Below are 12,730 nucleotides of genomic sequence, written 5' to 3'. Positions count from 1 at the left end.
AACCACTCAATTAAAAATTGAGTGCGTTGAGCAATCACCTACAGAAGATCCAAGTGGAAGCAGTACTCAAGGATATACAGTGAAAACACTCGGTTTTAAAAAAACTCTCATCCTCTCTATCATCGCTCTGGTGACAGGCAGTTTACTCATCTCCAACTGGCTGTCATACTAGGAGATCAAAGAAAGCACTATCAACAGCATTCATCAACGTACCGATACCACGGTCAACTATGAAGCGAGCCGAATTGAAGCCTGGTTCGGGCAAAAATCCCGCGCGATTGATGCGATGGCCGCCGATTACCGGGCGGACCATGATGTGAAGCGCCTCCTCGAGACCGTGCGGTTGGTCAAGCAAGCCAGTGATCTTGCCACCATCCTCTACGGATTTGATGACGGGCGGGCCTACTCCACCCTGAGCGGCGGCGGCTGGCACAATGGCATCGCCGATCCCGCACAGTATGATCCGCGCCAGCGACCCTGGTACGCACAAGCCCAGGCTGCCAGCGGGGTCGAATTGACCGACTTCTATACCGATTCCACCACCGGAAAACTGGTGGTCTCCCTGATCAAGGGCATTCCCGGCGGCGCCGTTCTGGGGGATATCGAACTTGACATCCTGGCTGAAACTGTCGCCAACGTCGATATTCCCGGCGCCGTCGCGGCGATTGTCGATGAGCACGGCCAGGCGCTGGCATCGAACTCTGCAGCGCTCACAGTCGGCACCCGACTCAACGAGATCGGTTTATCCGTCGTCCAGCAAATGATGCTGTCTCAAGACGCGGTCAACGTGGATTACACCTTAAAGGGAGTGGATAAAGTCGCCTTTACCAAGGCCATTCACCTGGTCAACGGCCAGAAATGGTACCTGTTCATCGGTATTGATAAGTCGGTCGCCTACGCCGAAGCCGATCAAGCGCTCACCCAGTCGATCATCTCCTCACTGATCATGATTGCAATTGCAACGGCACTGGTGCTGGCTCTGCTCAATGTGCTGTACCGCCCCATCACAGCCCTGAAATCCGTGATTGTGGACTTATCTCAAGGCAACGGCGATCTCACCCGGCGCCTCCCCGTCACCAGCCAGGATGATTTAGGGAAAATATCAGAAGGGATCAATACCTTTATCGCCAGCCTGCAATCACTGATGCTAGAAGTCGCTCAGTCTTCGACCAATATTTCGCGCAGTGTCGATGCGCTGAAGCAGCAAACCGAAACCAATGCCGAGATCCTGACCCAACACTCGAGCGAAACCGAGCAGGTCGTCACGGCGATCGAGGAAATGAGCTCTACTGCCAGTGATGTTGCCGGCAATGCTTCACAAGCCTCCCAGTTTACCCAGTCGACACATACCCAAGTGGCTAAGTCTGGCGTTATTGTGACCGAAGCGGCTGCAACGGCAGCCCAGATGATCACCGATGTCGATCAAACCGCGGCGCAGATCGCCGAGATTAACCAGGCCAGCCAGGACATTACCAAGGTTCTCGAGATCATCGGTGAGATTGCCGAGCAGACCAATCTGCTGGCCCTCAATGCAGCGATTGAAGCGGCCCGGGCCGGCTCACAGGGCCGAGGCTTTGCCGTGGTTGCCGATGAGGTGCGTGCCCTGGCCGCCAGAACTCAAGCCAGTACCGCCGAAATCGAGCAAACCGTGAAGCAATTACGCCAAAGCTCAGATGCTGCGATCAACGCGATGCAGGCAACCAAGGCAACCTGCGAAGCGACAGAGCAGCAGTCTCAGCGGATCGCCAGTGACTTAACCTCGGTCGGTGATTCGGTAACCCAGGTGAACGATCTCAATGCGCAAATCGCGACGGCAGCCGAGCAACAGAGCTCTGTCACCCAGGAGATCAGCCGCAACATGTCTGCCATCCGCGAGATTGTGATGACAATTGCAAAGAACGGTGAAGACACCAGCAGCGAAGCGCTCAACCTCGCCGCGGCAAACAGCCAGCTCGAATCCGTGGTAGCCGAATTCAAGCTGCAATAATCAGCAATCAGCGGTCCTCGCCCCATACCGACAACAGCTCCCGCGCGGAGCTGTTTTTTTACAAAGATTCAAATTCAAGACTCAAATGTATGCCCCCTTCTCAAATACCCGACTAAATTGTAGATAGATACAACTCAAACTCGACTTTCGCGCGCTGAAAATAACGCATCTCGCATCGGGTTACTGCCAAAGGAATACCGTATGTTCAAAGAGCTGATGTTAATGCTGCATGTGATGTTCGGCGTTCTCGCACTGCTCGCCGCGGTATGGGTGTTTGTCGATACGCTTCATGCCAGTCGCGCTAACGATGGCCGCATCCGGATTGCAACTCTCCTGGTCGCTGTCCTGATATGGCTGAGTTACCTCATCGGGGGCTATTGGTACGTCACTTTCTACGGCGCGGACAAAGCGCTCATTAAAGCCGGGCCCTGGTCGTTTGCTCATTCTTTTTTCATGGAGGCGAAGGAGCACATCTTCCTGATGCTTTTGTTGCTCGCAACCTTTCTGCCGATTGCAGCTTTCGGTGACATCGCCCATGATCGATCAAAAAGACATCTCGTACTCTGGACTGCCGCGCTGGTGATCATCCTGTCCCTCGCAATGGAGGGAGCGGGGGCAGTGATCAGTATGGGACTGAAAGTTTCTTTACTCGCTAATTCCGTATAAGGAGCTGAATCATGCCTCATTCCCCGGTCAACGATAGCAAGCCCCCATATGCCGGTGCGGCCATCATCGGGTTTAGCCTCTCTTATGCTGTCACCAGCATTTTCAGCGCGCTCCTGGTGGTACTCAAAGAAATTAGTGAGACCATCCATCACGTGTTGGTGGTGATAACCGGCCACCACTGGGTGACACATGGATTGCTGGATCTCATCCTCTTCGTTGCGCTCGGTTTTGTGCTTTCCCGGAAATACGGCGACGCAGACATCACGGACAACGCGCTCATCATGAGTATCACCGGTTCGACTATCCTCAGTGGCCTAATCATCTCAGGTTATTATCTTTGAGGTGAATCGAAAGTAATTACAGCTGAAAAACTGCTCAATGACCACAAGGTTGCAGTGAGGCAGTGTCGCTCAACTCAGTATGGACGCCGCCAGATAGGAAAAATGAAGACGACTGTTCCCAGATGGGAAAGGCCATGACCTTCCCCATCTGGACGCAAGCGGTATGAGCGACAGCGACCCCAAAAACGAGCGATGCCATGCAGGGCGCATTCACGAAGGACGACTTTCAACAGGATGTGGCTAACCCATGTCAATCTCTTCCACAGAAATCCCAAGGATCAGGCTTAGCCTGGTGAGATCCTCTGGCTGAGTATAGAAATGTGCATGGCTGTAACCGCTACTGTTACTCTTCAGCACAACAAGAATGACAGACTCGCTATCTTGAGCATGATAGTGATATCTCACCAGCTGGAGCTCGCTTTTATCACAGACCAACTTACCAACATCAAAGCGAATTGCGATTGAATTGGATTCTTCGTGAAACTGTACTGCCAGCTTCTTATCCTGCCACACGGTTTTACTGATCATGATGTATATTCTTCATTCGACCGAATAACCCAGAACATAATGCTTGAGCTTCCGGTAACATTGACAGGATCCGCCGCAGGCTTCACTGTCCCATAAGTGATATTTTCAATGAGGACATAGTATTTACCCGGCTCCAATGTTAACCACCCCGTATCAATAGGGGCGCTATTGTGCAACTCAGAGCTTGATATCGGAAAAAGTGTCGCGCCCTTGAAGTCACCGTCCTGAGCCATATCTCCCCATTAAGCAATGGCGGAGGATTATATATACAACCACAACCACACTCAACACCGTTAATACCGTGTTATTCGGCGATTCCGGCAGCTCCAGGTCTACACGATCGATAAGTGACAACTCCGCGCTCGATTGAGCGCGGTGTGGCGGCGTTTTTTCACAACCTGTAGGGAGAGACGGCAGGCTAAACATGAGACAGGAGCGTCCTCGAACGGTACACCGATCATGCGGATCCCCGGCAAACCACAATCGGGCTCATCGAACGAGCGGCACAGCAAAGTGCCGCCCCCCAAAACATCAAATGCTAAACTTTTGGGTTTCGGCATTTAACGCATGGGCCATTCGAGAGAGCTCACTACTGGAGTCCGCGATATTCCGGGTCGCTTTTTCTGTTTCGGAAGCTCCGGTATCAATAAACTCGATGTTCTGGGCGATTTCATCAATCGTCGTGGTTTGTTGTTCGGTCGCAGTGGCTATCTGAACGACCATATCAAAAATACCACTGACTTCCTGCGACAGCGCGGTGTTGATCTGATTGGCCTGGTGAGCAATGAACTGCACTTTCTTTGTTTGCTCAACGTTTTCGGCCATCGTCTCTACCGCGCCATTCGTACTCCCGACAATCGCTTCAATGATGGCTTCAATTTCCGAGGTTGATTTCTGAGTCGATTGCGCAAGATGGCGTACCTCATCAGCAACCACAGCGAAACCACGACCATGCTCCCCGGCCCGGGCTGCCTCAATCGCAGCATTGAGTGCCAGGAGGTTGATTTGCTCAGCGATCTGCTTGATGACACCAAGAACATTCACAATCTGCTCAGAATCATGGCGAAGTTTGATCATTTGGTCGGATGTCGCTTGCGTCGTTTCACTTAACGCGACTAAAGAGCTATGGGTGTTGTTGATATGCTCAGCCCCTTCTTTCGCCTTTGTCAGGACATCCTCACAAACACGAGATGCATTTGCTGTCGTACCGGCGATTTCCCGGATCGTTGCGCTCATTTCAGCCGTCGCTGTCACAGCCTGGGCTGTTTGTGCCTGTTGCTCCGTCACCGCCGCGGTCGTTTGCTCGGTGACCGCGGCCAACTCATCCGCTGTCGTTCCCTGTTGAATAGCCACATCCGTCAGTTGGCTGACCATCGACCGAAGGTTACGCAGCATTTTGTCTAGAGAAGTTTGCAGCAACCCGACCTCATCGTGCGCATTCACTGTAATATTTTGCGTCAGATCACCCTCTGCCACTTTCTGGGCAATGGCCGCCGCATCAACGATTGGCCTGGCAATTCTGCGCGCAGCGTAAAACCCGATGCACAGGACAATGATGGCGGCACCGCAGACCAAGAAGACAGAAATTCGCGTCGTATTGTGCACCGATGCAAATGCTTCTGCTGCATCCATTTCACTAATAATGACCCACTGAAAGTCGCCAATGTGTATGCGGTTAAAAGCTGATAAGACATCATTGCCATTATAATCCTTGATGATGGCGACATTACGCTCTCCGGCGAGTGCGCGGTTAACTGCCTCGGTCTCTACCCCGTTCTCCTTGACGGTTCCCGCAAAACTGGCTTTCACAGAATGGCCGACAGGATCAAGGTATGAATCAGAACGCATCCGTTTATCCTCACCGACCAGGTAACTTTCTCCGGTGCTTCCCATGCCATCCCGCACTGCCATGATATGCTGGATCCCATCTTGAGAAAGTTGCAAAGCGACGATTAGCCCGGAGCCACCAACCGGTTTGGCGATAAACGCGGCGGGCTCGCCGTGACTGGGAGCATAAGGCTCATAATCGACGATGCCGTACTTTCCGGATCGCTTGACCTGGCTCACAAGCCTGCCCAGATTTGTACTCGCATACTTTCCGGTCAGAATATTGGTTTGAAAGTCTGACTCTTTTTCCACCGAGTAGAAAATCACCCCCTGCCGGTTGATTAAGAATAAATCGTAATACCCATATTGTTTAATATAATCTGAGAAAAATGAATCATAGCTTTCCTGGTCAAGATGAGGAATGAAGTTGGCTAAAACAGAAATATCAGATTCGCGTTCATCAAAAAATGACTGCACCTGGTTTCTTTTGATTTCATTAATTGCCCCTAGTCTGTTAAATACTTTAGATTCAATGTCTTGCGTGGATTTCATGGTGGCAATTGTCGTATTCACTAAAGCAGGTGTGATACCGACAAACAAAAAGGCCAAGGCTAATTTAAACTTCAGGCTCCAATGTCTCCACCGCCCCATGAAAGGTAATGTTGAGTTTCACATTCTTACTTATCTATTCAACTAAAAAACAAATAGTTAGGCACAAAATCAATCTAGTCCAGAAAATAAGAAAACCAAATAAATTTATGCGCAACCACCAAGTAACAAAACTATCAATAGATAGTATTACAAAAATATTTCAATTTCATGAACATCACAGTGGCAGTATGAATGGAGACAAGCATTCCCGGCGGTAGATACACGTCAAATATTAATCTATTATGTCCAGAAAATAGTGTACAGAAGAATGGGCGTGGCTCCACCGCCAATTGAACCTCTCTGCTGCCTTCACCGTTTTCCGCCCATGATTTTTTCGGGAAAAAAGGCTAACCCCCGCCGCTTCACATAGTCACTCAGGGTGCTCAGCGCGGCATCGATCAGCCTCGCGGTTTCTCGGATCCCCAACCCCATTCGGAGGTACTTCTCGATCTGCTCGCGCCTGGCATCAAGCTTGAGGGTTTTGGCAGCCCCTTTCGGTCGCCCCAGCTGATAGCCGGCCGCTTTTCTGGCCGCTAAGGCCTCCTTGGTTCGCATCCGGATAAACTCGCGCTCGATTTCGCCGGCCAGACCGAGCATGGTGGCGATGATTTTCGATTGCAGCGAGCCGTCGAGCTGCATGTTCTGCTTGGCGATATAAACCCGGAGCTGTTTCTCCATGCACAGCTCGAGGATTTCCAGCACCTGCAACGCCGAACGGGCCATCCGGGTTACTTCAGAAAACACGATGGTATCTCCTTCTGTCATGCCCGAACGGCCTCATGACTCACTGAATGATCTGACGTCTTGGAGTACCTGGTACTGCATTCTCAGGCTGGAAACTCTAATTATGCATGTAATGCGTATTCCGGCGATTATGATCTAGGATTCCGTTTTTATCCGATCACCTTTTTCTTCTCTTTTTCTCTATCCTTATTTTTACTCTAAGTGATCGGATTGCACCAGTTTCCGCATGGATTCTCCTCCCAGTTCGATTCGGTGGCTGTTGTGGTTCAGACGATCTAACAGCGCATCTGCGACGGTGGCATTGCCTATCATGTTGTACAATTCCTTTACGGGGAGCTGGCTGACAACGATAGTGCTACTTACCTGGTATCGATCCTCTAGCACTTCCAGTAAGTGCCCCGCATGGTCTTGAGACAGCTTTTCCATTCCCCAGTCATCAAGAAAGCTGCTTTTGGTACGTGCCACCCAGACGACCTGTACTCAAGTCATCCAGTAGACGGCTTAGCCGATAGTAGCGAACCATGTGTTGCTGCTCGCAAGCCTGAGTTGCCAGGACGCAAGCGATATAGGTCTTGCCTGCACCTGTCGGGCCTGTCACCAAGATATTCTGGTGTTTATGAAGATAGCCACCTGTCAGTAGTTCACTGATCTGCTGGCGTTTGAGCCCTCGGCCTTCCTTGTAGAGTATTCGGCTTAGCTGGGCATCCAGCCTTAACTTTGCTTGACGTTTCAGGCGTTGTATTTTGGTCTGGCTTCGGTTGAGTAACTCACTTTCGAGCAGCAGGCCTAAGCGTTCCTCGAACGTCAACTCAGCATACGTGGAGAGTTGCTCTTGTTGCTGCTCCAGTGCGGTGGCGGCATGACTCAGGCGAAGGGCTTTAAGTTGTTCATTCAGTTGGTTCATCGTTATCTCCTAGTGGTAACAGTCGGGGCCACGCACATTGCTGTGAACAAGATCAGGTGTCGTTGTTATGTCATGATTGAGTGGCCTTCGCGATGATTAACCAACAGATTTTTGATGAACTGGAAGTAAGGCTTGTTGACCAGAAGAGCGTCTTTACATGCTTGTTCCAGGCGGCACTCCCCATGCTTCTGACTTAAGTTCAACAGCCCAAGGCAACTACGCTATGCCTGCTCTGGATGTGGCCTGGACATCAGTAGGGCGTTCACCACTTCTCTTGTGGCACTGCCGATGCGACCCCCTGCGCAGTAAGCGCTCTGGTGACCATTTTTGATGACGGTGATTCTCGGGCATATGTTCGGGATATGTGCTCATCCCTCTTTCTTTCGTGCTTCTGACCTGCTGCGAAACAGGTTGCCCTGAAAGTAAATCTGAACCAGCCTCGATGTGGCCTCCAACTCTACATGCTGGCCGACCTTGGCGCGTTTTGTTTCGGTATAGAGATAACGCTGGATGGGAAGTAGCTTTAATGCCGGCTTGTTCAGGGATTCGAATAGGACCTTCCTGCTAGCGCCAACTTGCTTCATCTCTCGTTGGTTGAGTTCATCCATGAGTTCCCTGATGCTGAGGTTCTGTTCTTTGAAGGTATGGTAGGTGTGATGACGCAGGCGCATCATACTCCAGCGTTCAACCAGTAACACCGCGTTTTCCGCCTTCGCCTTATCTTTGGGTTTATATGGGCGGGCTGGCATGATGGCGGTTTGATAGTGATGAGCCATTTTTTGATAGCTGTCATTGATCGTTGGCGCATAGCGGTCTGCTTTGCTGACGGCGGAACGTAGGTTATCAAGCACCAGAAGTCTGGGAACGCCACCGAAGTGCTCGAAGGCATTGGCATGCGCTTCCAGCCAGTATACTTTTCCCTGACCCGGGAAGGCTTCAACATAGGTGTAGTTAGATACACCTAGAGTGGTAACAAAGACTTGGGCCTGGCGGACTTCCCCGCTATCTGGGTTAACTACGGGGATCGTTGGGCCGCAGTAATCGATGAAGAGCTTATCGCCTGCGGTATGTATTTGTATCATGCTGCGCTTTCGATTTTTAAGCCAGCGAGTATAGTGCTCGCAGAACTGACTGTAACCGTAAGCTCTCTCTTGATACTGCTCATAATATTCTTGCCATAAGAGCAGCTTGGTCATGCCTTTGCGTTTGAGTTCAACAAAGCACTGGGCGAAGTCAGGCATCACTTTGGACTGACTTGCGCTTTTCGGGTGGTAAAGCGCCCGGGTAAGCTCGGCATCTGAGCAAGTCTCGGGAAGCGGCCAGCCAATATGGCTCTGCTTAAAACGAGTCAGGATTTCGGAGACGGTGGAGCAGCCTATTTTCAGGCAGGAAGCGATATTGCGGTTGGACAATCCGCAATCAAATTTCAGGCGAAGCACCTCTTTAACTTTGGTCATCGGTATTCTCTTTCTCGGCATTGTCACTTCCTTGCAACCTTCTGACGTACAGCAAGAATAGTGAGTTATTGATTTAAAAGAGAAAAATTAAGGACTCCGGCGATTCCGGTCATAAGTTCCGGAGTTGGGTGAAAAATGGCCGGGTAATCCCGGAACCGGTGATCGGTTTAAACCGGAATGAGCGATCGGATAATCCCGGGATCAGGGTTCGCAATACTCCGGAATACGCATGTAACTAATTAGGGGAGGTTTACATACGGCTTCCAATTTGAACTCTGCCATACATGAGCAACGTTTTCTTGTCATTAAACACCTCTTGTTACGGTGGAAATTTATCACCTAAAGTGGTGTTCGGGCTCATTAGATCCATATATGGACGCCCCGGTTTTTGCAATGGTTGATTAATGGCGGCTCGCTTCCATATATCCGACGTCTTGATAAGCATTTTTCACCTGCGCCATTATGTAATCAGAACCCTCTCTCTTAATTACTAAAACGGCATCAACAGCCATGGTTGAACTAAGCGTTAGCAACTTAATTCTGGCGCATTAACGCCGAGGGAGGGGCGTCCATCATTACAGTTCATCAAAAGGTATTAATTCGATGGCCTTTTGATGCAATTCCCAACCAGGTTTTAAACCTACTAATCAAAAAGCAACCCAAAAGCACTCATACTCACTACCGCAGAATACCTGCAAAAAAGATTCCCCTAAAAAGCGCCTAGTGGACTATGGGCTTTCACATGTGAAAGTTCATCTGCCCTCAAGCGCTACAAACAGGTCAAATCCCACAATAATCTAGAAAGTCACCACTGCAAACCCATCCAAAGAAATAATGGACGCTCAGGTCCCACAATGATTGGTGCATTACTTCCTACATCCCATCCTAAACGGCATATTGACGAAAACAATCCGTTACTGAGTCCCACAAAGATAGGTATCTGGAAAGCAACGGGTTAGGTCCCTGGAGAGGAATCGCTGCAATACCTGCCAATCAGCGGTGGGACACGAGGAAAAATTACGCCCTAAAAGGGCAATTACAGATGCGTAAGCCAAAACGTAATCGCGCTACCTTGAACAAAATAAACAAGGAGCCAACATGACTGTATTAAATGAGCATTCCGCCGCCTATCAATGGCATCAACGAGCCCAGCAGCGACACCCCGAAAATGAACAAGAGAGCTTTGAACTCGCGCTTTCCCAATCGCTAAAAGCACTTGCAAATATCGAGAATTTTGCCATGCAGGAACCCTATCTGCTTGAGTTTTTAGCCAGTTGCTACGCCAACCATTTTTGGCGTACCCATCGAGCCCATAAGGAAACATCACCTGGCCGCTACGGCTGTCGTGTTCGAGTTCGCAACCATCGCTTTGAAGCTGCTTGGTACCACAACTGGTATCTCAGTGCTGATCAAATGCCACTGCGAAACAACAAAGAACAGCGTGTTCGCTCAAAGCATTTATCCAAAGGTAAAGGCTTTCGTTACCCTCCTAGCCGCTTTTCAAAAGCCGACGGTGAATGGGAATCCGATCTTATTGAGTACACAGAAGATGCCTTCGCACTGATCCGAGAAGTGCGGCACGAAATCCTCACCATCAAGCAAAAAGCACAAATCTGTACAAAACGACTTCACAAGCTACGTGAACACTTTCAAAAAATGGAGAAGCACAATGACTAAGAAAACTACACCAAACGTCGGTATCGAGCAACTAAGCAAAGAAATTGAGTTGAGTAATCTCAAGCTAAAGCTGCCTAAGCAAACTCCTCTACCTGAAAAAATCGATGATTTACCTAATTTCGTCGCTACAGAGTCAAAGCACTTAATGGCAGCGGCAAAAGGACTGAAGAAACAATTGGATGAGCTAAAGAAGACCTTGTCAAAAGAGTACAAAGTAGAGTACCCACTTCGCTATGAGTTCGTTGTCGTGAGTGAACAACGCTTACCTAGGATCAAGTGGCACCGCGTGATCGCTCGTAAAGGTTGGTACCCAGAACTTGAAACGAAAGAGGTTTCCAATGGCGTATTGCGTCGATTTTCAAATACAATGGACTGGGAAATCCCACTTTATCTGCATTTATTAGATGAGCTCGACCATCTAGAGAATCGCGTTAAGCCAATAAAAAATCTATCCAGTCAAGTGAGAAAAACAATGCGAGCGATAGAAAAACTACACATTTAGATCTATCCGATCTAGAAGCTTCATGTAGTTAAATGAAGCTTCTACCCACACTTTGCATTTTCAAAATCGATGATACGCTGGTAACAAAACAAAACAAAACAAACATACAGACTTTATACTTAGGGTGTCTAAGCTAAATGTAGACATAAACAACATATTGGAGACGAACATGGAACTTTGGATTTGGCTAGGTGGTTTATTACTGGCGATTGCCGCAGTCGGTGGTGTATTTTGGTACTCAGGACGACAGAAATAGACTTACCACTGGTCAGCGTTATCAAGATCCTGCCTGATCTGCTCAATAAGCTCCTGCTTTTTATTTTCACTTAGTTTTTCTATCAAACAGGCCAGTTCTGCTGAGCTGTCAGAATATGAAAAGAAGAACGCAACAGGCACGCCAAGCTCCTGAGCAAGCTTTTGTAGTGTGCCGATATCGGGCATATGACGCCCTTTTTCATAATGATTCATACGGCCACTCGCTGAACTTGGGTCCATACCCAAACGGATACCAAGCTCCCTCTGGCTGATACCAACGCGATTTCTTGCCTGTTTAAGGCGCTGTGGAAATGGATTTTTTTTAGACAAGTGAGAATCATCATCAACCTATGAAGCTTAGATTTTCTAAGTTTTAATTATACCTGTATACTTAGGAAAACTAAGCACAAACTGGAGGCTAAGATGAAAACACTGAAAAAGTTCGCGCTCTTCTGCGTTTTTTGTCTTGGTGCGTTAGTGACTATATATCAAAGCTGGGGAATAATGTTGATGGTCTTCCCAAGCGTTATTTGGCTATCTAAACCACTAGGTGTTATCCACAAAAATAAGTACGTCGCATTACTACTTTGGCTAGTACTCCTCTATTTGAATTGGTTATTCGCGACAACTGGAGTTCTCGCCTATTTCTTCATTAATATATGGCATTTGCACCAACGGAACATCCCAACTAATCCATCATCTATCACCACACTAACGTCTCGACGTATCAATCCAAGCACTGGTTTATTGATGAAAAACAGGCACTTTGACATCGCAGGTAATACTTATGGCTGGAAGGATGATTGATATGGGTAGGTAATGATCACTCCACCTGTTCGGCGGCCGCTTTCGCACCGGCGATCCCATCGAGTACGCCATTGCCGCCCTGGTGGTGATGGCCTGTATCGGCCTGAGTCACCTCACCGGCGGCAGCGGATTCGCGCCGTTTTTCTACGACTGGGGCGGGCTCTACCAGGAAGGACTGATCGACGGCGCGGAATGGAAGGCGAACCGTTTCCGGTTGATTTAGGTAAATGATGACATTCACACCATTTTTGTAACGAGTAAGATCGCAGCAATCCTGTTTGAGATGGCCGCATCATCAGAAAAATGACAAGTCATACCAGGTCGAAAAACCAAACTGCATTCATCAAAGTGAAATAATTAAAAAGGTAAAATTGAATCGATGAT

General features: G+C 49.0%; 9 protein-coding genes and 4 pseudogenes. 7 read left to right on the top strand and 6 right to left on the bottom strand.

Annotation, left to right across the window (positions count from 1 at the left end):
* Positions 1-316 precede the first annotated feature (316 nt).
* The 3 genes from NNL38_RS24575 to NNL38_RS24565 all read left to right on the top strand — a co-directional run bounded on the left by NNL38_RS24575 (position 317) and on the right by NNL38_RS24565 (position 2,994).
* Positions 317-1,987, top strand: coding sequence for a methyl-accepting chemotaxis protein (locus NNL38_RS24575; protein WP_439651434.1), 1,671 nt, complete (start codon positions 317-319; stop codon positions 1,985-1,987).
* A 201-nt stretch (positions 1,988-2,188) separates the two neighbouring features.
* Positions 2,189-2,653 (top strand): hypothetical protein, encoded by a 465-nt coding sequence (locus tag NNL38_RS24570; RefSeq protein WP_255392342.1) that lies wholly within the window; start codon positions 2,189-2,191, stop codon positions 2,651-2,653.
* Between the two features lie 11 nt (positions 2,654-2,664).
* The gene (locus NNL38_RS24565; protein ID WP_255392341.1) at positions 2,665-2,994 is read left to right on the top strand and encodes a hypothetical protein; all 330 of its coding nucleotides are present in this window, start codon (positions 2,665-2,667) and stop codon (positions 2,992-2,994) included.
* A 240-nt stretch (positions 2,995-3,234) separates the two neighbouring features.
* Here NNL38_RS24565 and NNL38_RS24560 read toward each other — a convergent pair whose 3' ends face one another.
* The 5 genes and pseudogenes from NNL38_RS24560 to istA all read right to left on the bottom strand — a co-directional run bounded on the left by NNL38_RS24560 (position 3,235) and on the right by istA (position 9,126).
* The gene (locus NNL38_RS24560) at positions 3,235-3,522 is read right to left on the bottom strand and encodes a hypothetical protein (RefSeq protein ID WP_255392340.1); all 288 of its coding nucleotides are present in this window, start codon (positions 3,520-3,522) and stop codon (positions 3,235-3,237) included.
* A 531-nt stretch (positions 3,523-4,053) separates the two neighbouring features.
* Positions 4,054-6,000: a methyl-accepting chemotaxis protein gene (locus NNL38_RS24555; protein WP_255392339.1), complete on the bottom strand. Its 1,947-nt coding sequence runs from the start codon at positions 5,998-6,000 to the stop codon at positions 4,054-4,056.
* A 309-nt stretch (positions 6,001-6,309) separates the two neighbouring features.
* Positions 6,310-6,768 (bottom strand): annotated as a pseudogene (locus NNL38_RS24550) (recombinase family protein); the annotation flags it as partial.
* Positions 6,769-6,936: 168 nt separating this feature from the next.
* A pseudogene (locus tag NNL38_RS24545) lies at positions 6,937-7,648 on the bottom strand (ATP-binding protein).
* 9 nt (positions 7,649-7,657) lie between these two features.
* Positions 7,658-9,126: pseudogene (istA, locus tag NNL38_RS24540) on the bottom strand (IS21 family transposase).
* A 1,077-nt stretch (positions 9,127-10,203) separates the two neighbouring features.
* Here istA and mobI point away from each other — a divergent pair.
* Together mobI and NNL38_RS24530 are read left to right on the top strand one after the other, a co-directional pair.
* Complete coding sequence (mobI, locus tag NNL38_RS24535; protein WP_255392338.1) at positions 10,204-10,782, top strand: conjugative transfer protein MobI(A/C); 579 nt, start codon at positions 10,204-10,206, stop codon at positions 10,780-10,782.
* Positions 10,775-11,284 carry a hypothetical protein gene (locus NNL38_RS24530; RefSeq protein WP_255392337.1) on the top strand — a complete coding sequence of 170 codons (510 nt, stop codon included), beginning with the start codon at positions 10,775-10,777 and terminating at the stop codon, positions 11,282-11,284. The genes mobI and NNL38_RS24530 overlap by 8 nt, the downstream gene beginning before the upstream one ends.
* Positions 11,285-11,542: 258 nt before the next feature.
* On the opposite strand, the gene NNL38_RS24525 is transcribed toward NNL38_RS24530, so the two are convergent.
* Positions 11,543-11,869 carry a helix-turn-helix domain-containing protein gene (locus NNL38_RS24525; protein WP_255392336.1) on the bottom strand — a complete coding sequence of 109 codons (327 nt, stop codon included), beginning with the start codon at positions 11,867-11,869 and terminating at the stop codon, positions 11,543-11,545.
* Positions 11,870-11,962: 93 nt separating this feature from the next.
* Between NNL38_RS24525 and NNL38_RS24520 the strand changes: the two genes are divergently transcribed.
* Entirely contained in the window at positions 11,963-12,346 is a 384-nt protein-coding gene (locus NNL38_RS24520) for a hypothetical protein (protein ID WP_255392335.1), read from the top strand.
* Positions 12,347-12,368: 22 nt separating this feature from the next.
* Positions 12,369-12,569: pseudogene (locus tag NNL38_RS24830) on the top strand (metal-dependent hydrolase); the annotation flags it as partial.
* Positions 12,570-12,730: the final 161 nt, after the last annotated feature.

This window comes from Photobacterium atrarenae, assembly GCF_024380015.1.
In the GTDB taxonomy this organism is placed as follows: Bacteria; Pseudomonadota; Gammaproteobacteria; order Enterobacterales; family Vibrionaceae; genus Photobacterium; species Photobacterium atrarenae.
The sequence above is the reverse complement of the archived record's forward strand: the minus strand, read 5'-3'. Positions and strand labels throughout refer to the sequence as shown.